Here is a 20,967-nt window from a genome sequence, read left to right on the forward strand (position 1 = left end):
TTACAAGAGGGCGGAAAAGAGATATATTAAATAGTTCTACGAGCATTCCGAGGCGGATTCGGAAGGAGAAGACTAAGTACATGGCTAAAGAAGACGCGATTGAAGTCGAAGGCACCGTGGTCGAAACGCTTCCCAATGCCATGTTTCGTGTTGAGTTGCCGAACGGTCATCGAATTCTCGCCCACATTTCCGGGAAGATGCGCATGCATTTCATTCGCATCCTGCCGGGCGACAAGGTTACCGTGGAACTCTCGCCCTATGACCTGAATCGTGGCCGCATCACGTACAGGTCCAAGTCCTAGCGCTTCTTTTGCCGGTGTGGTGCGGAAGGGAGAAGATTGGCATGAAAGTCCGAGCGTCGGTCAAGCGAATTTGTCGAAAGTGCAAGATCATTCGTCGCCACGGCAATGTTAGGGTGATTTGCGAAAACCCCAGACACAAGCAACGACAAGGTTAATCGGAGGACGGGCATTGGCACGCATTGCAGGTATCGACCTACCCAAGAACAAGCGCATCGAGATCGCTCTGACTTACATCTACGGTATCGGTCGCCCCACGGCTCAGAAGATCCTGGAGCAGGCAAACATCGATGGGAACACCAAGAGCGATGACTTGACCGAAAACCAGATCAACAGCATCCGTCACGTCATCGACAGCCACTACAAGGTGGAAGGCGATCTGCGCACCGAAGTGTCCATGAACATCAAGCGCCTCATGGACCTCGGCTGCTACCGCGGCCTGAGGCATCGCCGAGGTCTGCCTGTTCGCGGACAGAGAACCCATACCAACGCCCGCACCCGGAAAGGCCCGCGCCGGTCCGTCATGGGCAAACGCAAGAAGGCATAGCAGGGAGGAATCATGGCCAGGGAGAAAGCGGCTTCTCGGAAAAAGAAGGAGCGCAAGAATATTCTGAATGGCATTGCCCATATCCGTTCGACGTTCAACAACACCATCGTGACCATCACCGATGCGAGCGGGAATGCCATCTCGTGGTCGAGCGCAGGCAGCCAGGGTTTCAAGGGTTCGCGTAAGAGCACCCCGTTTGCCGCCCAGGTGGCGGCCGAAATCGCCGCCAAGAAGGCCATGGAGCACGGCGTGCAGAACATCGAGGTCTACGTCAAAGGCCCCGGGTCCGGCCGCGAGGCTGCGCTTCGGGCTCTGCAGGCAGCCGGTTTCAATATCACCGTCATCAAGGATGTCACCCCTATTCCGCACAATGGCTGCCGTCCTCCCAAACGGCGTCGAGTGTAAGGATCCCTTCACTGGCGAGGTGTTTGTCACTCTCATCATAGAAGAGAAGAGGAGGAACTCAACTTGGCTCGCTATACGGACTCATCTTGTCGGATCTGTCGACGAGAAACCATGAAGCTCTATTTGAAAGGCGACCGTTGTTATTCTGACAAGTGCGCCGTCGAACGCCGCAACTATCCTCCCGGTCAGCATGGTCAGGGGAGGGGCAAGTTCTCCGACTACGGGCTTCAGTTGCGCGAAAAGCAGAAGATCAGGCGTATGTACGGCCTTGTTGAAAAGCAGTTCAAGACCTACTTCAAGCACGCGGACCGGCAGAAAGGGGTCACCGGGACCAACTTCCTGACCCTCTTGGAAAGGCGAATCGACAACACGGTGTATCGACTCGGATTCGCAAGCTCCCGTGCTCAGGCGAGGCAGCTTGTTCGGCACAGCCATTTTCTGGTGAACGGCAAGAAGGTCAACATTCCTTCTTTCCTGCTTCGTCCCGGCGATTCGGTGAGTGTCGTCGAAGGCAGCCGGCAGTTGCAGATGATCAATGAAGCCATGGAAGCCATGCCCCGTCGAGGGCTTCCGCCCTGGTTGGAACTTGATAAGGCGAAGTATGAGGGCGTATTCAAGACCCTCCCGACCAGAGAAGAGATGAATCTGCCCGTGCAGGAGCAACTGGTCGTCGAATTCTATTCGAAGTAAGACCGTGGATGTGGTCCGTTGGCGTTGACCGGTTAGGGGCTTCGAGAGAGGGTCTTTGAACCGGTTTTCGCTTTCCCTTGAAAGGGATAACTCCGCAGTGCCATCTCTTGACGAGGACAAACTATGCAAAGGAACTGGCGCGAACTCATAAAACCAAAGCGCTTGGAAGTTGAAACAAAAGGCCTGCCCAACACATACGGCAAGTTCGAATGCGAACCGCTGGAACGAGGGTTCGGCATTACGCTGGGGAACGCTCTCCGGAGAGTGCTCCTGTCTTCGCTACAGGGTGCCGCCATCACCAGTGTCAAGGTGGACGGCGTACTGCATGAGTTTTCCACGATTCCGGGGGTGCTTGAAGACGTCACCGATGTCATCCTCAACCTCAAGGAAGTGCGGTTCAAGATGCATTCCGACGGCCCGCGGCTGGTGGTCATCGAAAAGGACGGCGAAGGTGAAGTCGCCGCGGGAGACATCCAGGGGGGGCCTCACGTCGAGGTGCTCAACCCGGAACAACATATCTGTACGCTGGAAAAAGACGCCAGGCTGCGCATGGAGCTCACGGTCAAGCAAGGAAAGGGATACCTGCCTGCCGACCGCAACATTGAAGAGAATCAACCCATCGGCACCATCCCCATCGACGCCATTTTCTCCCCCATCCGAAAGGTCAGCTATACGGTGACCCAGGCTCGAGTCGCTCAGATTACCGACTACGACAAGCTCACCATGGAGATATGGTCGGACGGGAGCGTCAAACCGGACGATGCGCTTGCCTACTCTGCCAAAATCCTGAAAGACCAGTTGACGATTTTCATCAACTTTGAAGAGGAAATGGAAACGACCGAGGAGGAGGTTCGCGCGGAGCCCGTGTTCAACGATCACCTTTTCCGCAGCGTCGACGAACTGGAGCTTTCCGTGCGGTCCGCCAACTGTTTGAAGAATGCGGATATCCGCTATATCGGAGAGCTGGTCCAGAAGACCGAAGCGGAAATGCTCAAGACCAAGAATTTCGGTCGCAAATCCTTGAACGAAATCAAGGAAATTCTCACGGAAATGGGTCTTTCGCTGGGCATGAAGCTGGAGAATTTCCCCAGTCGAGATGACATTGAGAACAGAAGAAAGGAACAGGAATAGCCATGCGTCATGGAGTTTCCGGCAGAAAGCTCAACCGTGCGACCAGCCATCGCCTTGCCATGTTCAGAAACATGGTGACTTCCTTGTTGCAGCACGAGCGCATTTTCACCACCTTGCCGAAGGCCAAGGAACTGCGCCGATGGGCCGATTGGATGATTTCTCTTGGAAAACGCGGAGATCTTCATGCGCGACGCCAGGTGATGGCGTGCGTCCGGGAGAAGGAAACCGTCCAGAAGATCTTTGCCGAGTTGGGTCCCCGTTATCAGAGCCGTCCTGGTGGATATACGCGCATCGTCAAGGCGGGATACCGGCGTGGCGACGCATCGCCGATGTGTCTCATCGAGCTCATCACGGAAGCAAAGCAGCCGCCAAGGAAGGAGAAGGCCAAGAAGCCCGCTCCGGTCCAGGCCGAAGAGGCTTCCGCCACCCCGGCTTCAGAAGAAAAGGCGCAAGACTAGCGGATTTCCGCGGCAGGCGCTTTTGAGCAGCATCAAAACGAAATAACCCGGTGGGAAGACCCACCGGGTTATTTCGTCTCGCGTTTCGCGGATTCTCAACCGTTTACTGCGGGGACGGCTCGTCCTCTTTCTGAGAGTACTGGGGGCACTCCCTGCACGTAAAACCACTCCACATCCCCTTGGCAGCCTTGTCGAGGCAGGCATCGTAGTTCTGGCAGGCAAAATTGCGCACGCCCTTCCCTTCCTTGCATTGTGCCGGAGATGGAGAATTCTTGCCGTTCTTCTCCGTTTGCGCCATGTGTCCGCGAGCAACTCTATCTCTTGCCATGCTGATCATCTCCTTGACAAGCCAATAACGTTCCAGGAGAATGTTCCCCGTTGACAGACCATGTTCGTGGGATCGGGAGCAAGCCTGAATTCTCCGAATAAGAACTCACCCTACACAGACGGATGTCCCCCCCGGGCTGGTCGACACTGCATCTTGGAATATTGCCTTCTTAACCTTATAAGATTAAACATTACGGCAGGCGAAATCAAACGGTTTCGGCTAATCGAGCGGCCCGTGCCGGGGATTCTCCGGCCGACGGTTCCGAGCCCGTGCAGGAGAGCATCCTTTTCCTGCCCACTGCAAAGATCGGATCCCGTCGCACAAGAGATTACAGTTCTCCGACGGTTTTTTTCATGGGTCATTCCACCGGTTTGTGCCGTTGTTCCCCACTGCGGATACCGGCCCAATCCTTCGTGGGAGGTCGGCAGGGATGGCAGTCGTCACGAAAAAGCTTGTTTCCGGAATGGTGATGCTTTGCGCTTCGGCTGTCTTTGTTCTGGCCACGTGCCAGATGCTGCGTAATGTGGAACCATTTCATACCTGGTACTACTCGTTCGCCTGGTGGAGCGTCATTCTGTTTTTTCAGTCAGTCCTGTATCGTCGATGGGGACGCGCCATCCTCTTCGACAACCCGTTGGATTTTGTCCGGCTGCTGCCGGTTTCCGTCACGGTTTGGCTGATCTTTGAGGCATTCAACTTCCGTCTTCAGAACTGGCACTATGAGAATCTTCCCTCCATGACCACGGTTCGCCTGCTGGGTTATACGATCGCTTATGCCACAGTCCTGCCGGGACTGTTCACGGCACGAGATCTCCTTGAGCGCTGCGGCTTGTGGAAGAATCTGCGCTGTCGTCCGCTACGGGCCCCGCAGAAACTCTACCGGACGCTCACGGCCCTCGGGCTCGCCTGCGGCATTCTGCCCCTCCTCTGGCCCAGGTATTTCTTTCCGCTCGTCTGGGGTGCTTTCATATTTCTCTTGGAACCTCGCAATCATCGCACCGGCGCGGGTTCACTCTTGCGGGACTGGGAAAACGGATCCCCGCGGCACTTTTTTCTCCTGCTCGCATCGGGATTGTTGTGCGGTCTGCTGTGGGAGCTGTGGAATTACTGGGCGGGTTCCAGGTGGGTGTACACGGTTCCGTTTGTTGGCGGCCTCAAAGTGTTCGAAATGCCCTTGCTGGGTTTTTTGGGCTTTCCGCCGTTCGCCGTGGAATGTTATGCTATGTACTGCTTCACGGTTGCGACATGGGCGAAGCTCGGACCGGCCCGAAAGGTCGGTTTGGCGTTCGGGGTCGCGGCGTTCGATCTGCTCGTCTTCTATGGAATCGATCGTCTCACGGTGCTTTCATTTTCCGGATAGCCTGGACCGGCACGGTTTGTCGGTACCGAAGGGTGACGTGACCTCCGGCGTTGCGCCGGGGAAAGGTGATGCGCCCTACCCCGCAATAGGGTTCGCCCCGCTGCGCGCCTTCCGTTGAAGAGGAAAGGAAGCGTTTTTCATGCGTTCAGGGAGTCGGAACGACCGCCGGGTTCCTGGCCGGCTCCATGGCTTATGTGGGAATTGCGCCGCTGGTGTTTTCGGGAAGGACAACCGTCGGAAATGGTGAGCAAGTCTGCCGCACTGGTCAGCCTGGGTTGCGCAAAAAATCTGGTCGACAGTGAATCCATGGTCTCGCAGCTTATTGAGCTGGGCTACGAAATGACCCCGGAAGTGTCGCAGGCGGCACTGATCCTGGTCAATACATGCGGCTTTCTCGAAAGCGCGGTCCGGGAATCCATCGACACCGTTCTGCAACTGGCCGGATACAAGGCCTCCGGAAGCTGCGAAAAACTCGTTGTTGCGGGCTGCATGGTACAACGGTACGGAAAGAAGCTGCTCGGACTGCTGCCGGAAGTCGATTTGTTTCTGGGCACGTCCCACTGCCATGCGCTGAAGTCCTTCATCCGCGACCATGAAGCCGGAAGCTCCGAGCGGCTCCGAATCGCTTTCCCGGATCATGTGGACAACGGCGCCGACCGTCATCTGGTGGAGGGACGCAGCTCGGCTTACGTGAAGATTGCCGAGGGTTGCGGGAACCGTTGCGCTTTCTGCCTGATACCCCGACTTCGGGGACCATACAGAAGCCGGCGGGCGGTCGACATTCTCCGGGAAGCGCATCGACTCGTTGCCTGCGGCGCCAAGGAATTGAACATTGTCGCCCAGGACACGACGGCATTCGGCAGTGACAGGGGTGAGGAGCACGCCCTCGTCAGTCTCCTGGAATCCCTCGAAGAGATCGAGAAGTTGGAATGGGTGCGGCTGCTCTACGCTTATCCGGACAGGATAACTCCCGAGTTGATTCGCACGATGTCTCAGTCACGCAAGGTGGTTCCCTATCTTGACATTCCGCTGCAGCACTGCGTGCCGAGGATACTGGCGAGCATGGGCCGATCGGGAACCGATCCGGAACGCATCGTGGACGCCATCCGAAGCGGGATTCCGGGGGTGGCGCTTCGCACCTCGTTGATCGTTGGATTTCCGGGCGAGACCGAGGCGGATTTCCAGGCGTTGACCGCCTTTGTGGAATGCACGGGGTTCGAGCACCTTGGAGTCTTCGCCTTTTCACCCGAGCCGGGCACTCGTGCCGCGAGAATGCCGGACAGGGTCCCGCCGGATGTTGCACAGGAGCGACGCAAGGTCCTGTTGGAGCTGCAGCGAGGCATCTCCCGCCGTCGCCTCGAATCGCTGGTGGGGCGGGTGCTGCCCGTCCTGGTTGAAGGGTTTCATCCCGAAACCGATCTGCTGTTGACCGGCCGCCTGGCGGTTCAGGCGCCGGAAGCGGACGGCACCGTGCTGATCACCGACGGAATCGGCACACCTGGAGAAATCATGCGATGCCGGGTGACTGCCGCTCACGATTATGATGTTGAAGCGGAGCTTCTTTCGGCGTCATAGATCCGGGTGACATCCCCGGACCCTGTGGGCGGCGAGTAAAACGCTTTGACAACGGCGCAATTTTTCGTTATTAAGCGAGTGTTTCTACTATATCTTTTGTCATGGATGGATAACGTCCATCGTTTACGGAAATTCATCATTCCTATGGATCGAGCGAGCATACCAACTGTGAATTCTTCTGCTGCCTCCAGCGAATTTCCCCCGAACCTTGTGAGCATGAAAGAAAGTATTATCTCGCGAATTCAACCGGATCTACGGAGGATCGAAGAAGAAATCGAGCTTCTGCTGACCACCAGTGTACCTTTGATCTCGGTGGTGGGCCGTTATATCATGGGAAGCGGCGGGAAGCGATTGCGCCCCCTTCTCCTGGTTCTCTCGGCTCGGCTGTGTGGTTACCAGGGCAGTCACGATGCCTCCCTGGCGGTCGTATTCGAGTTCATTCATGCCGCAAGTCTGTTGCACGACGATGTGGTGGACCACGCCAAGTTCCGCCGCAACCGTCCCGCTGCCAATACGGTCTGGGGGAACCAGGCGGTCGTGCTGGTGGGAGATTTCCTCTATTCTAAGGCAATCCACCTTACGGTGGGATATAACAGCCTGAGAATGCTCGAAGTCTTGTCCGAGGCGACGACCAGGATGTCCGAAGGCGAAGTCCTGCAACTGGTCCATGCGGACAATATCGAGATATCCGAAGAGGAATACATCGAGGTCATCACACGCAAGACGGCCGTGCTTATCAGCGCTGCGTGCCAGATCGGGGCGCTGTTCGGCGGAAACGACGTGCAGCGCGAAAAAGCCCTCAAGACCTACGGGCACAATTTAGGGATCGCATTCCAGCTGGTGGACGACACCTTGGATTACACGGGAGATGTGAAGGAACTGGGGAAACCCGTCGGCAACGACATTCAGGAGGGAAAGGCGACTCTCCCTCTGATCTGCGCCCTGAGAAACGGAAAACCCGGGGACAGGGCCAGGCTGCGCGAAGTATTCAGTTCCGAACAGCTCCGCAAAGAGGACTTTGCCGAAATCAAGGAACTGGTCACCCGGTCCGGGGGACTGGATTACACGTTGCGTCTGGCTTCCCGGCATATCCAGACGGCAAAGCAGGCGCTCGACATATTTCCCCCTCACCCGACTCGTGACCTGTTGTCGGATATTGCCGATTATGTGATCTGTCGGCGCATGTGAAAGTACCGGTCGAGCCGGGCCATCTCATCTCGCAGCGTTCCGCACGCCAATGGATGCATGCCTGGTTTCCGGCGTGCAGGAAAAGCTCCGTTCCAGGCAACGGTGCGTCCGGCCTTATATCCCCCATCCCCCGGATACATTCCCCCGCAGAACAGTATCTTGTGCAATGCCCTGCAACCTTGTTTCGGAGTGGGTTTGATGTTAAATTGACGGTGCGCGTTTGAGACCACGTGGGTCGAGCGGGCCTGCCGGGCTGAAGCTCGGCGATATCCCATGCAAATTGATGAATGGATATTGCCCGGTCCGATGCGTGGTTGAGACGACTCGATGCGAATCCGGGTGGAGCGGGGGACGGAGATAGACGACGAGAACAGGTTTTATCCGATTTTTGTGTCTCTCGAGGACAGAGTGTGCCTGGTGATCGGCGGGGGCGAAGTGGCTCAACGCAAGGTTGCCGGGTTGTTGCGTTTTGGGGCGGTGATTCGCATCGTGGCGAAGGATTTGACCTGCCGGCTGGAGGAGCGTTGCGACGGGACCCGGGTGCGATGGATCGGCAGGGACTATGAGCCCGGATGTCTTGACGCCGTCGACCTTGTTTTTGCGGCCACGAGCGATGTGGAGCTCAACCGCCGCATATCCGCGGATGCCCGGGCAAGGAAGCTGTGGTGCAACATGGCGAGCGATCCGGAGATGGGGACGTTCATCGTGCCGTCGATGGTCACGCGCGGGGCGCTGAATCTGGCGGTGAGCACCGGAGGCGCCAGCCCGGCCCTCGCGAGGGAAATCAGGGAAAAACTGGAAAAGGAATTCGGCCCGGAATGGGGCCCCTACATCCGGTTGATGGGATATCTGAGAAAAGTCATACAGTCCATGGGCTTGGAAAGCTCCGAGAACCAGAGGCTGTTTCGGGCGATTGCCGCGCTCCCGATATTGAGCTGGATTCAGGAGGGGCGGCGTGGAGAAATACTTCGGGGCCTTCAGGACGTATGCGGCCCCCGGCTCGGCATCGAAGGGCTGAACGCACTGCTGGATGAGTTATGGAAACCCTTTTCCTCGTCATCGCAACCCTGTGCTACGCCACCGGAACCATCGGCTACCTGATCTATCTTTTCCGGGACAGGGAAGTCATCCACCGGGTGTGCTGGTTCACGCTGCTCGTGGGGGCGATGTTTCACGGGGCCGCAATCCTGCTCCGGTCATATCAGATCGGCCAACTGGCGGTGACCAGCAGTCAGGAAGCCCTCTCGTTCTTTGCCTGGATGCTGGTGGTCGTCTACCTCGCCATCCAGTTGAAGCTTCAACTCCGGATCCTCGGCTCCTTTGTGTCCCCGCTGGCGGTTATTTTCATGATGGCGTCCAGGCTCCTGCCCGCGAGCATGGTTCCCAAAAGCGAGCTGTTCAAGAGCGGCTGGGTGATTCTTCACGTAACTTGCCTTTTCGTGGCCAATGCGCTGTTCGCCCTCGCCTTCAGCGTCGGGGTCATGTACCTGCTGCAGGAACGGCAGATCAAGAGCAAGAGCTTCGGCTTTCTGTATCCGAGGCTCCCTTCGCTGGAGCGGCTCGACACCATCAGCCACTATTGCCTCATCGCAGGGTTCCCCCTGATGACGTGCGGTCTCGTTGCGGGGTTCGCCTACGCCAGCATGGTCTGGAACTCTCCATGGAACTGGGATCCGAAGGAGATTCTCTCGCTGGTGACGTGGTGCATTTACGCGTTCCTCTTGCACGAACGGCTGACCGTCGGGTGGAGAGGGCGGAAGGCCGCGTGGCTGGCGATTTTTGGTTTTTCAGCGGTGCTCGTCACTTTTCTGGGAGCGAATCTGCTCCTGGCGGGACACCATTCCGCTTCGGTCAGGTAGTTTGAGAGATGTGCCACATTATCCTTCTAGGCATGAACCATAAGACGGCGCCCGTGGAGATGCGGGAAAGGCTTGCCGTGGCATGCCGGCAGGAAGTCAACCCGCTTCGTCTGCTGCCGCGCCTGGAGAATGTCGATGAGTTGTTGTTCCTCTCGACCTGTAACCGTGTCGAGTTCCTGTTCACCTGCAGGGACCGGGATGGAGGGCTCAGGGAGGTGACGGCTTTGCTTCGAACCTATCTTGGGTTGGATTCCACCGAAGGCGTGGAAAACCACGTGTACGCATTCAGAGGCATGGAAGCGGTGCGCCATGTCTTCAGGGTTGCCTCGAGCCTCGATTCCATGGTGGTGGGAGAACCCCAGATTCTCGGACAGCTCAAGAGCGCCTACCGGGAAGCGACGGAATGGCGCACCGTCAAGGTCATACTCAATCGTCTGCTCCACAAGACCTTTTCGGTGGCCAAGAGAGTTCGGTCGGAGACCTGCATCGGTTCAAACGCCGTGTCCATCAGTTATGCCGCCGTGGAACTGGCCAAGAAGATCTTCGGCAGCCTGCAGGATAAACGCGTTTTACTCATCGGCGCCGGCGAAATGGCGGAACTGGCCGCCGAACACTTGCTCGCCCAAGGGGTTCGGCACATGGTGGTCGCCAATCGCACCCTCGAGCGGGCGGTCGATCTGGCAAAACGTTTCCGGGCCGAAACCACGCCTTTCGACCACATTCTGAACGCGTTGAAGAATACGGACATCGTGCTTTCCTCCACGGGAGCGCCGGAACCGATCCTCAAATACAATGATGTCAGGGCAAGGATGCGCGAGCGACGCAACAAGCCCTTGTTTTTCATCGACATTGCGGTACCGCGGGACATCGATCCCAAAATCAACGAAATCGACAACGTGTACCTGTACGACATCGACGACCTGCAGGGAGTCATCGACCTCAATCGCGAGGAACGCAAAAGAGAAGCCGAACGAGCGGAACACATCATTGCCGGGGAAACGTTGAAGTTCCAGGAGTGGATGGCCACGCTCAACGTGGTCCCGACCATCGTCGCTTTGCGTGAGAAAGCCGAGACGATCCGGCGGTCCGAGCTTCAGAGAACCCTCTCGCACCTTCCCCACATGAGTGAAAAGGATCGGCTTGCCGTCGAGGCGCTCACGGAGGCGATCGTCAAGAAGCTGCTGCACGACCCCATCGTGTTTCTGAAGAAAAAAGCCGACCGCAGCACCAAGGACATGTATGTCGATTACACGCAACAGTTGTTCAACCTTGCCGATGGTGACGACGGCGAGGAAGCGCCCGCCGTCACTGTCCAGATGGCATCGGCCGGCAATGACGGCACTCTGCTGAAAACCTTTGAACCGGATAAGGAATCCCCATGGCGGAAATCATAGAGTTCGGCAAGAAGGCGCAGGACTTGAAGTCGGTGCGGGATTTGAGTCTGCGCCAGCGAAAAATCGATGCCCTCAAGAAGGTTTTTCAGTGTACCCGTTGTATGCTCAAATGTGCTAAGTGTGGGGCGCAACTGGCCGAAACGCATGGCGAGAAAGCCGGCAGGTATGCGACTCCCTACGGATTCTGCGTGAACTGCCGGGAGGAATATGAAGAATACCGGGAACGCAAGAGCGGAAAGCAGACCACCCCCCGGTATTACTGGCACAACGAAGTCTGGATGAAGGCTTGGGGAAGCTGGCTCGAACACCAGAAGTGCCTGGACCAGTACAGGCAGTCCAGAGAATTTCTGCAACTCCTCGAGGAAGTGGAAGAGTTGCTGAGAAAATGAAAAAAGGAGCAGTGTTATGATCGGTGGAATCGGAATGCCGGAACTCATCGTCATTTTGGTGATCGTGCTCATTATCTTCGGAGCCGGAAGGCTTCCGGAACTGGGGGCGGGTCTCGGAAAGGGCATCAAGAATTTCAGAAAGGCGACCAGCGAGCTGGAATCGGCCGCAACGGGCGAAAAAAAACCGGAAGAGCTGGAAGAGAAGAAATAGCTCTGCCGGTTCCATACTGTTGTGCGCCCTGTCCCGACGCGCCGGGGGAAGTCATATCGACCGGAGGGAGCCGCAATACGCCGGGTTTCCCCGCCCCGATGCGCCCGGGGGCTATCCGACCCGTCCCAAGACAACGGTTCACATACCGCTGATGAGGGATACAGCCAGACGGAAGAAAGGCTGCCCGTGCAGGCGGCGTGAAGACCCGCCGACTTTCCTCCCGCGGGCCGGCATCCATTCGCCGTCGCCGCCACGCCCCCCGATGCCTGGTCGGGTCGGGCCTCCACGACCGGCTCACCTTCCGGCTTCCATTCGTGTATCCCCTACTTCGCCACGAAATTAGCTCCCGCACCGCCGATGATGATACTGTCCGTGAGCGAATCCGGACCTGCCGAGAGCTGCAGCGATATACCCATTCCATAGGGGAACAACCTGATCGCACCCAGATCGAGCGTCATGGTCTGCCAGCCGGGCGTGTGCCAGTTCACCGTGAAGGTGTTGATCAATTCATTGCCGTTGTAGACCTTGACTGCGGATATTCTGCTGTCCATTCCACCGACGATGTTGAACCGGACCCTGATCTTCTTTGCGCCTTGCGTGGTGTCACCCACGGTCGGAACCGCATAGTGCACCCATGCCGTGCTGTCGTACATGCTGATCTCGAGTCCCGTGGCGCGCGGAACAGCCGTGGTGACGGTGCTCGGGTCCTGAACATGGCCGCTGTGGCCGTGAGTCCAGTACCATGTGGCGTGCGCGGTTCCCGCCAGACACAGCACGGTCAAAGACAGAAAAGACACCACCAGCAAAGACTTGAAACCCCTCGGCAGTCGAATCATGATCGGTCTCCCTTTAGTATTTGAGTGTTGCAGTCGTTGCATCCGTCTCCCCGCCTGACGCTGATTCCGCCGTCCGAGACGATTTGCACTGCGCGACATCCCCCGTGCATCATCGGACCGTCATTTTCTCAGGAAACGCCCGAAACGACACTCTCGCCGCGCACGGGGCCGTCGTCCGTTCCAGCGGTCCGCCCGGACCGGTTTCCGACGCCCGTAGACGGCGTGGCGCATACCGCCTTTTGATCCTCATCATTTAACGGCAGCCGACCGTGCAAAGCAACAATTAAAGCTTGTTCACAAATCTGCCGACTTCCGCCTGTAATGGAACACGCTTCGCTCCGGCCATGGGCATCGTGCGATGCACGCCGGTCGGCCGCACCTCATGGGCCGGGCAAGATACCCCCGTAAGGCTGGAAGAAATGCCGGAGGAGCGGGGCGGCCGGTATTCGCCGGTCACCGGCGACATCCGGATGGAGAGCTAAAGGCCGGAAAAATGAGTCAATACCAGGATCATTTCGATATCCCGACCGACAAGGGAACCGTTTTTGAACGCTTTCGTGATAGAATGGCTTGGGAGAAGGAAGCGGCCTCGGCAGCATCGCTCCGCAGGTTCCGTGTGTAGGCCTCCCGCCGGTTACGCACCAGTGTGCGCGGGTTCAACCTAGCGGTGTGCCGTTGCTTTGACGCCGCTCGCCACCGTTCCCCGGAATCCGCACGCGCAGAGCTTCACTCGTGTCTGTGCGGGCGACGGATTCCCCGGCGATCTGCCGATATTCATTCACCGGATTCTTTCGATCCATTAAGAGACAGCCCATGACTATCTTGTTTCCCATTCACAAATTCAGTCGCACTGCTTATAATAATAAAATAATAACCTATTCCGTTTTTATTCTTTATATTATTTCTTATTCAATCTATAAGCGCGACACCATTGATCCCTATAATATATTCGAATTGTTTGAACATTCATCCCTACCGATCCAAACATACTTGTTCAAACTTATATATGTACCATTAGGACATCCTGTAAATTCGTTAATTATTACAGCTATATTTTTATATACTATATATAATATTTCAAAGATTAAATCAAAAATATCCTTTGTTGATTTTTCAATTCCATTTATAAATTTATCATTTGTAATAATATTAGTTCGTATAATAAGAATGTTTCTTATATATAGTGAAATCAATTACACACTTCTGGATATTTTATGCAGTATTTATTCAATAATATGTTTTATTCTGATATTGAATGAAGAATTCCGGGTGAGCATGATCCGATCCGTATTCTCTTCGGCTGCCGCGCTGCTACTCCTGTTCTTATGCGGCTTTGTCGTGTTCCCGGGCCTGGGAATTCTCATCGAAAAGCTCGGGTTTTGACCTTCATGGTTTTGCCGTCACACGAACCTGGTTGCCCCGGTTCATCGCCCCGTTATCGAGCCTGCCCCCGCAACGCGTTTGACCATCCGGATTCCCGCCTACGCTGAAAAGACGATCGCAGCCCTTGACCTCAACCACGGATTAACGAAAAAAGCCGGGAACCCTTAGGATTCTCGGCTTGGAGCTCATGAATGCCGTGGCATCGCTTGTCAGAAGGGGATGTCGTCGTCCGGCCCCCCTCCGGGATGCGGCGGAAGCTCGTCCGCGCGGGAACGACCCGTTGCGCCCTGACTCGACTGAGGTTTTCCCTGGCTCTGGCCTTGCGCCTGCTGGCCCTGGCCGTACTGTCCCTGTGACTGCTGCCCCTCTCCGGCTCCTCCGCCAAGCATCGTCATATCACGGGCGACGATTTCCGTGGTGTAGCGTTTCACTCCCTGGGCATCCTCCCATTGCTGCGTTCGGAGGCTGCCCTCGATATACACCAGGCGCCCCTTGCTGAGATAGTTGCCGCATGTCTCGGCGAGTTTTCCGAAGACCACGATACGGTGCCATTCCGTACGGTCTTCCCAGTTTCCTTCGCCCGCGGGCACTCGTTCATTCGTCGCCAGGTTGAACTTTGCGATCGCCATCCCATTGGGAGTATACCGGACATCGGGATCTCCTCCGAGTCTGCCTACCAGGATAACCTTGTTGACCGTTCCCTTTGCCATTTTCTTCCCTTTCTCCAAAGCGTTCAAACCCGCACAAATGGGCAATCGAAGCAAGTCGATTTTTACCTATAGCACAAGCTCCGAACACGGGACAAGATTTTAGCCCTCCGATTTGTCGTGAGAAGGTCTGCCGGTAATTGATGATACCGGGTCGGCGAGATCCATGATAAATTAAGGACATCAAACGATCGTGGTTCTGCGCGGAGCGAGGCGGAAAGCCTGCACTCCCATCGCGAGATTCTGCTCCCTCGCAGCACCGGAGCTTCACTGCTCGGCGTGCAGAGAAGGCAAGCATGCCCCCGCGGGCGTAACAGGACCCGGAAGCCATACGGCTCGCTCGCGTGAAGGGGTTGAGGGAAGCCGGCGTGCATTGTGAAATTGTTTTGTTGACTCGAAACGGAAGAAAGCTTACATTGCCTTGGGCAATGCGCTGCAAGTGTTTGTTTTCAATGACGATCCCTGGCGACTCCGCATTTTGCGGGACTGCCGTGCACTCTACGCAGGCCGTTGGAGGGGCCGGGGCGCTGTTCCGGAAGCGGGAATCCACCGGGAAGTAGGGCAATCCGATCGATGAAGAGGATCAGGTCCATATTCTTCCATGTCTTACTGTTTGTGGACACGATCGTGCTCGGCCTGGCGGCCATCGCCTGCTCCAAGCTCGACAGAACGGGCAACTGGTCGCATCTCGTCGCCAGGTTCTGGGGCAATCTGAATCTGCGGGTAGCCGGAGTGGAGGTCGACGTGCACGGATTGGAGCGCCTCAGACCCGAGCGGCCGTGCATCTATGCCGCCAATCATCAAAGCCTGTTTGATATTTTCGTCGTTCTGGGGAAGCTCCCCGTGCAATTTCGATGGTTGGCCAAGGAAGAGCTGTTTCGCCTTTTCGTCATGGGAAGGGCGATGAAAGCCACCGGGTACATCCCCATCAATCGTTCCGATCACCGCAAGGCGTTCGAAAGCATCAACCAGGCTGCGGACAAGGTCAGAGGCGGGGTTTCCATCGTGATCTTCCCTGAGGGCACCCGGAGTGAGAACGGTGTCTTGAAGGATTTCAAGAAAGGAGGCTTCATCCTCGCCATTAAATCCCAGCAGCCGATTGTTCCCATCAGCATCAGCGGATCGCACCGGGTGGTTCCCAGGAAGGACAAGTGGGTCATTCATCCGGGGGTCGTCCGGATGACCATCGGAGATCCGATCCCGACGGCCGGCGCGACGACCAAGGAACGCGACCTGTTGATCGAGGAGGTCAGAGAAGCCATCCGTCGATACCTGACCACCGAAGAGGGAGGTACCGCGACGTTTTAGGGAGCCCTATCCTTTACGAGTGACTGAAACATCATGATGCAGAAGCAGGAAGACGTGCAACCATCCGCTCTCAAGATCATTCCCCTCGGAGGACTCGGTGAAATCGGCCTCAATATGATGGTGCTGGAATACGAGGACACCATCGTCGTTATCGATGCCGGCCTCATGTTCCCCGAAGAGGACATGCTGGGAATCGACATCGTCATCCCCGATTTCACCTATTTACAGAAGAACAGGAACCGTGTTCGCGCTCTCCTTGTGACCCACGGTCACGAGGACCACATCGGCGCCATACCCTTCCTGCTGCGCGAAGTCCCGGTACCCATCTATGCGACGACGCTCACCCTGGCGCTCATCAAGGAAAAGCTCAAGGAACACGGTCTGCTGGAGCGCTCGGAGCTTTGCCGGGTCGAACCGAGGGAGACGATCGGCATCGGCCCCTTCGACATCGAATTCATCCAGGTGTGCCACAGTATCCCGGATGGAGTGGGGTTGGCGATTCGCACGCCGGTGGGGGTCATCATCCATTCGGGAGATTTCAAGATCGACAACACGCCTGTGGACGGCCGGCGCTTCGACATGGCCCGTTTTGGGAAATACGGCGAACAGGGCGTGCTTGCACTGTTTGCGGATTCCACCAACGTGGAGCGGCCGGGGTACACTCTGTCGGAAAAGGATGTCGGGGCGACATTGAGGGATATCTTCAGGGAGTGCTCGGGCCGGATCATTGTGGCGGTTTTTGCGAGCAATCTGCACCGCATCCAGCAGGTGGTTCAGCTGGCGCGCGAGTTCGGTCGGAGAGTCCTCCTCAACGGCCGTTCCATGGTGATCAATGTCCGGATTGCAAGAGAGCTCGGGTATATCGACTTCCCCGGCGATGATGAGATCACGCTGCAGGACCTGGCCTACCTGCCCGATTCGGAAGTGCTGATGCTGACGACCGGAAGCCAGGGAGAGCCCATGAGCGCCCTGACCAGGATGGCCTTCAACGATCACAAGAAGTTGAAGGTCAAGCCGGGGGATACGATCGTGCTGTCCTCCAAGTTCATACCCGGCAACGAGAGGACGATTCAAAACATCATCAACCACCTGTACCGGCACGGGGCCGAGGTCATATACGAACAGGTGCGGGACATCCACGTGTCCGGCCATGCCTACCGTGAAGAGCTCAAAGCCATGATCAACGTGGTCCAGCCCAACTATTTCATTCCCGTTCACGGTGAATTCCGGCATCTCGTGAAGCACCGCCAGCTTGCCGTCGATACCGGGGTCCCGGAGGAGAACTGCCTGCTGATCGAAAACGGGGGCGTTGTGGAGTTCTATCCCGACGGAGTGCTCACCGGCGAGCACGTGGAGACGGGCCGCGTCCTGGTTGACGGCAAAGGCGTGGGCGACGTTGGCGGACTCGTGCTCCGGGATCGGCGGCATCTTTCCGAGGACGGGATGGTGATCGCCTCCCTCGTGTTCAACAAGGAAACGCAGGAACTGGTGAGCGGACCCGACATTCTCAGCAGGGGCTTCATTCACGAAGAGGCCAAACCGGAGCTTCTCGACGATGCGAAATGCGTGATTTTCGAAACCATCGACAAGCAGCTGAGTGAGGGTGCGGAGCTCGATTGTACGGTGCTCCAGGAGGATATCCGGCGGGAGCTGAAGCGTTTTTTCAACAGGGTGCTGGATCGGCGCCCGGTGATCTACCCGATTGTGGTGGAAATATGATAAACCACGAGGGACCGGTTCTCCGGGAACGGGCGGTTCTCCACCGACGGCTCCGAGGGAGCCCGGTCCTGACTTGCGTGAAGACTCGAAAAACGTTCGTAGCGAAGGAAAAGCCCGCAAGGGCGGAGATGTTCGGGAATCGGCTCCACGCGGCGAATGCGTCATGAGGCAGCCGGTGGATTCGGCCCCGCCGATGCGTACCGGAGGGTTGGCGTGAAAGAGAAGAAGCACGAAATCTGGGCACTCATAGTGCTGACTCTCACTCTTCTGGTTCTGTTCAGTCTGGTGTCGTTCCATTCTTCGGATCAGACGATTTTCAGCTCTTCATCCACGACCCGGACGCCGGTGAACTGGGTCGGGGTTTTCGGAGCCTACGTGGCGTGGTTTTTCTTCAACGCCATCGGCATCGGTGCCTACGGTCTCGTCTACGTCGGACTGTGGCTGAGCTGGGCGCTTTTTCGGGGAACGGCCTTTCTTCGCTATGGAAGACTCCAGGTTTTCGGCCTGTCTTTGCTGATTCTCTCGACCGTCAGCATTGCCGCGCTCCATCACAAGACCATCAAGATCGCCGACCAGGAATTCATGACCGGAGGGCTCATCGGCAGGGGCATAGCGTACTTCCTGGCGGAACAGATGCACTCCGTGGGTGCGCATATCCTTCTGGCGGGCATCTTCCTCATCGCCCTGCTGCTCTCGACCCCCCTGACCCTCAAGTCCCTCCTGGACTGGGCGGGCAGGTGCTTTTTGTCTCTTTGCCGGGGAATCTCGACAGCGACGCGGCGCATTTTGAGCGGGCTTTTCCGTTCGCGACAGACCGTCGAACCCGTGGTGCTGACGACGGCTGCACCCGGCAAGACATCCGCGGCCCCCGTGCAGATCCTGCTGCCCGCCCCTCCGAAAAAGGCGGAGAAGAAGAAGCCCGTCGAGTCTCCGATCCCGGCGCCTCCGGTCGTAGCCCCGGGTCAGTATGTGATTCCGCCCTTCGATTTGTTGGATTCCTACGAAACCGAAACGGAAAAACCCGACTGGAAACGGCTCGAACAGGATGCGGCGGTTTTGGAGGAAAAGCTGGCGGATTTTGGAGTGCAGGGAAAAGTGATCGGGATCTGTCCCGGACCCGTGATCACCATGTACGAGTATGCTCCGGCGCCCGGGATCAAGATCAGCCGCATCGTCGGCCTTTCCGATGATCTGTCCATGGCTCTGAAGGCCACCAGCATCCGGGTCGTGGCCCCGATACCCGGCAAGGCGGCCATCGGCATAGAGATTCCGAATCTACGGCGGGAAATGGTAACCATCCGGGCGGTGCTGGAGGCGGAGGCATTCGGATCGTCCACCGCGCCCCTGACCATGGCGCTGGGCAAGGACATCATGGGGCAGCCGGTGGTTGCGAACCTGGCCCGCATGCCGCATCTTCTCATTGCCGGCGCCACGGGCACGGGAAAGAGCGTTTGCATCAACAGCCTGCTGACGAGCTTTTTATACCGGAACACCCCGGACGATATACGGTTCCTGCTTATCGACCCGAAGCGAATCGAGCTGAACAGCTATGAAGGCATACCGCACTTGATCCATCCGGTCGTCACGGACGCCAAGATGGCTACCCGGGCGTTGCGCTGGGCCGTCGAGGAGATGGAGCTCCGCTACCGACTGCTCGCGGACAAGAACGTCCGCAACATCGAGGGATACAACCGCGCGCTTGCCCGCGAAAAAACCCCGAAACCGAAGCCCGACGATCCCGGCGCGGAAGAACCCGTGCTGAAGCACCACCGGTTGCCCTATATCGTCATCTTCATCGACGAGTTGGCAGACCTGATGATGGTGGCCTCCCGGGAAGTCGAGGAGTCCATCACGCGCTTGGCGCAAATGGCGCGCGCCGCCGGGATCCATCTCATTCTGGCCACGCAGAGGCCTTCGGTGGATGTGCTGACCGGCATTATCAAGGCGAACATCCCCACGCGAGTCTCCTTCCAGGTCTCCTCGCGTATCGACTCCCGAACCATCCTGGACACATCCGGTGCGGAGAGTCTCCTGGGGTCTGGCGACATGCTCTTCCTGCCCCCCGGCACCGCCAAGCTTCAACGCATCCACGGCGCCTTCATCTCCGACGGCGAGGTGCAGAAGCTCACCCAGTTCTGGAGGGCACAGCAACTGGTTGAAGACCCGTTGCGCGAGAGGGTCGATTTTGAAGATTCCAAGTCCGGCGACGAGATCGCCGAGGAGGAACTGGATGAGAAGTACGACGAAGCGGTTCAACTGGTCATCGAAACCAGGCAGGCATCGATCTCCATGCTGCAAAGGCGGCTGAGGGTGGGATACAACCGTGCCGCCCGCATGATCGAAGTCATGGAGCAGCAGGGAATCGTCGGCGTGTCCGACGGTGTCAAGCCGCGCGAAGTCTTTGGCAAGCGAAACTGATGAGGAAAATGACCCGTGATGAGAGCAATGAAGAACTTTCACATTTCATGCGGACTGTTTCTGTTCCTGATCCTGGCATCCATGTGGTGCGGAACGGCGCGCGCGAACCAAGCTGCGCTCCTGTCCGAGATCCTGAAAAAGACGGAGGCCAACTATCAGAAGATACAGGCATTTACAGCCAATTTCCACCAATCGACCACGTCGTCGGCCGCGAGCACGATGACGACTACGCAGGCATCGGGTAAATTGTTCTACGAGAAGCCGCGGCAGATGCGTTGGGAATATGAGAAACCCGAACCCCAGGTGTTCGTCGCCAATCGTGACCTCGCCTGGCTTTATGTCCCCGCGGACAAGCAGATCTCGCTCTTCGACGCCAAGACTCTCTTCGCTTCGCCGCTGGCCCAGACGTTTTTCGACGGCATGGTCGAGCTCAAGAAGCACTTCCAGGTCAGCCTCGATCCCAAGCAGTCCAGCAAGGCGACGGCCGTCCTGAGGCTGGTCCCGAAGCAGGAGGATCCCAACATCAAGGCACTGTTCCTCCGCATCGACCTGCAGACCTACAAGATCATCACCATCGAAAGCCACGATGCCCTGGGCAACGCCAACCGCATCATGCTGGACTCTCAGAATTCCGTGCCGCAACTCGACCGGAAGCTCTTTGAACTCGATACTCCTCCCGGCGTCACCGCCACCGATATGGACGGCCGGGAACTGAGCCCGGCTGAGATCGATAACCTCAAACAGAAGCTCCAATCCAAGTAG

The 20,967-nt window shown here is 57.2% G+C and carries 22 protein-coding genes; 19 read left to right on the forward strand and 3 right to left on the reverse strand.

Translation table 11 applies throughout. From position 1 onward, the window contains the following. Nucleotides 1-80 precede the first annotated feature (80 nt). The 7 genes from infA to rplQ all read left to right on the forward strand — a co-directional run bounded on the left by infA (nt 81) and on the right by rplQ (nt 3,530). Entirely contained in the window at nt 81-302 is a 222-nt protein-coding gene (infA, locus tag SFUM_RS08165; RefSeq protein WP_011698435.1) for a translation initiation factor IF-1, read from the forward strand. 41 nt (nt 303-343) lie between these two features. Further along, nucleotides 344-457: a 50S ribosomal protein L36 gene (gene rpmJ, locus SFUM_RS22460; protein WP_083763990.1), complete on the forward strand. Its 114-nt coding sequence runs from the start codon at nt 344-346 to the stop codon at nt 455-457. A 14-nt stretch (nt 458-471) separates the two neighbouring features. Beyond that, nucleotides 472-846 carry a 30S ribosomal protein S13 gene (rpsM, locus tag SFUM_RS08170; protein WP_011698436.1) on the forward strand — a complete coding sequence of 125 codons (375 nt, stop codon included), beginning with the start codon at nt 472-474 and terminating at the stop codon, nt 844-846. A 12-nt stretch (nt 847-858) separates the two neighbouring features. After that, nucleotides 859-1,251, forward strand: coding sequence for a 30S ribosomal protein S11 (gene rpsK / locus SFUM_RS08175; RefSeq protein WP_011698437.1), 393 nt, complete (start codon nt 859-861; stop codon nt 1,249-1,251). 63 nt (nt 1,252-1,314) lie between these two features. Next, nucleotides 1,315-1,941 (forward strand): 30S ribosomal protein S4, encoded by a 627-nt coding sequence (gene rpsD, locus SFUM_RS08180; protein WP_011698438.1) that lies wholly within the window; start codon nt 1,315-1,317, stop codon nt 1,939-1,941. Nucleotides 1,942-2,064: 123 nt separating this feature from the next. Continuing rightward, nucleotides 2,065-3,072 (forward strand): DNA-directed RNA polymerase subunit alpha, encoded by a 1,008-nt coding sequence (locus tag SFUM_RS08185; RefSeq protein ID WP_011698439.1) that lies wholly within the window; start codon nt 2,065-2,067, stop codon nt 3,070-3,072. A gap of 2 nt (nt 3,073-3,074) precedes the next feature. Then, nucleotides 3,075-3,530: a 50S ribosomal protein L17 gene (rplQ, locus tag SFUM_RS08190; RefSeq protein WP_011698440.1), complete on the forward strand. Its 456-nt coding sequence runs from the start codon at nt 3,075-3,077 to the stop codon at nt 3,528-3,530. 103 nt (nt 3,531-3,633) lie between these two features. Here rplQ and SFUM_RS08195 read toward each other — a convergent pair whose 3' ends face one another. Continuing rightward, nucleotides 3,634-3,858 carry a hypothetical protein gene (locus SFUM_RS08195; protein WP_041440167.1) on the reverse strand — a complete coding sequence of 75 codons (225 nt, stop codon included), beginning with the start codon at nt 3,856-3,858 and terminating at the stop codon, nt 3,634-3,636. Nucleotides 3,859-4,288: 430 nt separating this feature from the next. Between SFUM_RS08195 and SFUM_RS08200 the strand changes: the two genes are divergently transcribed. From SFUM_RS08200 to tatA, 8 genes are all read left to right on the forward strand, one after another. After that, the gene (locus SFUM_RS08200; protein WP_011698441.1) at nt 4,289-5,218 is read left to right on the forward strand and encodes a hypothetical protein; all 930 of its coding nucleotides are present in this window, start codon (nt 4,289-4,291) and stop codon (nt 5,216-5,218) included. A 240-nt stretch (nt 5,219-5,458) separates the two neighbouring features. Continuing rightward, nucleotides 5,459-6,793 carry a 30S ribosomal protein S12 methylthiotransferase RimO gene (rimO, locus tag SFUM_RS08205; protein ID WP_011698442.1) on the forward strand — a complete coding sequence of 445 codons (1,335 nt, stop codon included), beginning with the start codon at nt 5,459-5,461 and terminating at the stop codon, nt 6,791-6,793. A 216-nt stretch (nt 6,794-7,009) separates the two neighbouring features. Continuing rightward, nucleotides 7,010-7,981: a polyprenyl synthetase family protein gene (locus tag SFUM_RS08210; protein ID WP_011698443.1), complete on the forward strand. Its 972-nt coding sequence runs from the start codon at nt 7,010-7,012 to the stop codon at nt 7,979-7,981. A gap of 327 nt (nt 7,982-8,308) precedes the next feature. Beyond that, nucleotides 8,309-9,082, forward strand: coding sequence for a precorrin-2 dehydrogenase/sirohydrochlorin ferrochelatase family protein (locus tag SFUM_RS21625; protein ID WP_011698445.1), 774 nt, complete (start codon nt 8,309-8,311; stop codon nt 9,080-9,082). Further along, nucleotides 9,019-9,840 (forward strand): cytochrome C assembly family protein, encoded by an 822-nt coding sequence (locus SFUM_RS08220; RefSeq protein WP_041440169.1) that lies wholly within the window; start codon nt 9,019-9,021, stop codon nt 9,838-9,840. Before SFUM_RS21625 ends, SFUM_RS08220 begins: the two co-directional genes overlap by 64 nt. Before the next feature lie 8 nt (nt 9,841-9,848). Next, nucleotides 9,849-11,234 (forward strand): glutamyl-tRNA reductase, encoded by a 1,386-nt coding sequence (gene hemA, locus SFUM_RS08225; RefSeq protein ID WP_011698447.1) that lies wholly within the window; start codon nt 9,849-9,851, stop codon nt 11,232-11,234. Further along, entirely contained in the window at nt 11,219-11,623 is a 405-nt protein-coding gene (locus tag SFUM_RS08230; RefSeq protein ID WP_011698448.1) for a hypothetical protein, read from the forward strand. Before hemA ends, SFUM_RS08230 begins: the two co-directional genes overlap by 16 nt. 16 nt (nt 11,624-11,639) lie before the next feature. Beyond that, nucleotides 11,640-11,834 carry a twin-arginine translocase TatA/TatE family subunit gene (gene tatA, locus SFUM_RS08235; protein ID WP_011698449.1) on the forward strand — a complete coding sequence of 65 codons (195 nt, stop codon included), beginning with the start codon at nt 11,640-11,642 and terminating at the stop codon, nt 11,832-11,834. Nucleotides 11,835-12,157: 323 nt separating this feature from the next. Here the strand turns inward: tatA and SFUM_RS08240 are convergent, their stop codons facing one another. Both SFUM_RS08240 and SFUM_RS08245 read right to left on the reverse strand, forming a co-directional pair. Next, nucleotides 12,158-12,670 carry a hypothetical protein gene (locus SFUM_RS08240; RefSeq protein WP_041440170.1) on the reverse strand — a complete coding sequence of 171 codons (513 nt, stop codon included), beginning with the start codon at nt 12,668-12,670 and terminating at the stop codon, nt 12,158-12,160. A gap of 1,592 nt (nt 12,671-14,262) precedes the next feature. Beyond that, complete coding sequence (locus SFUM_RS08245; RefSeq protein ID WP_041440172.1) at nt 14,263-14,763, reverse strand: single-stranded DNA-binding protein; 501 nt, start codon at nt 14,761-14,763, stop codon at nt 14,263-14,265. A 570-nt stretch (nt 14,764-15,333) separates the two neighbouring features. Here SFUM_RS08245 and SFUM_RS08250 point away from each other — a divergent pair. From SFUM_RS08250 to SFUM_RS08265, 4 genes are all read left to right on the forward strand, one after another. Further along, nucleotides 15,334-16,068: a lysophospholipid acyltransferase family protein gene (locus tag SFUM_RS08250; protein WP_011698453.1), complete on the forward strand. Its 735-nt coding sequence runs from the start codon at nt 15,334-15,336 to the stop codon at nt 16,066-16,068. A 33-nt stretch (nt 16,069-16,101) separates the two neighbouring features. Next, nucleotides 16,102-17,787: a ribonuclease J gene (locus tag SFUM_RS08255; protein WP_011698454.1), complete on the forward strand. Its 1,686-nt coding sequence runs from the start codon at nt 16,102-16,104 to the stop codon at nt 17,785-17,787. A 213-nt stretch (nt 17,788-18,000) separates the two neighbouring features. Then, nucleotides 18,001-20,205 carry a DNA translocase FtsK gene (locus SFUM_RS08260; protein ID WP_011698455.1) on the forward strand — a complete coding sequence of 735 codons (2,205 nt, stop codon included), beginning with the start codon at nt 18,001-18,003 and terminating at the stop codon, nt 20,203-20,205. Between the two features lie 18 nt (nt 20,206-20,223). After that, nucleotides 20,224-20,967: a LolA family protein gene (locus SFUM_RS08265; protein ID WP_011698456.1), complete on the forward strand. Its 744-nt coding sequence runs from the start codon at nt 20,224-20,226 to the stop codon at nt 20,965-20,967.

It is taken from the genome of Syntrophobacter fumaroxidans MPOB, assembly GCF_000014965.1.
Classification (GTDB): domain Bacteria; phylum Desulfobacterota; class Syntrophobacteria; order Syntrophobacterales; family Syntrophobacteraceae; genus Syntrophobacter; species Syntrophobacter fumaroxidans.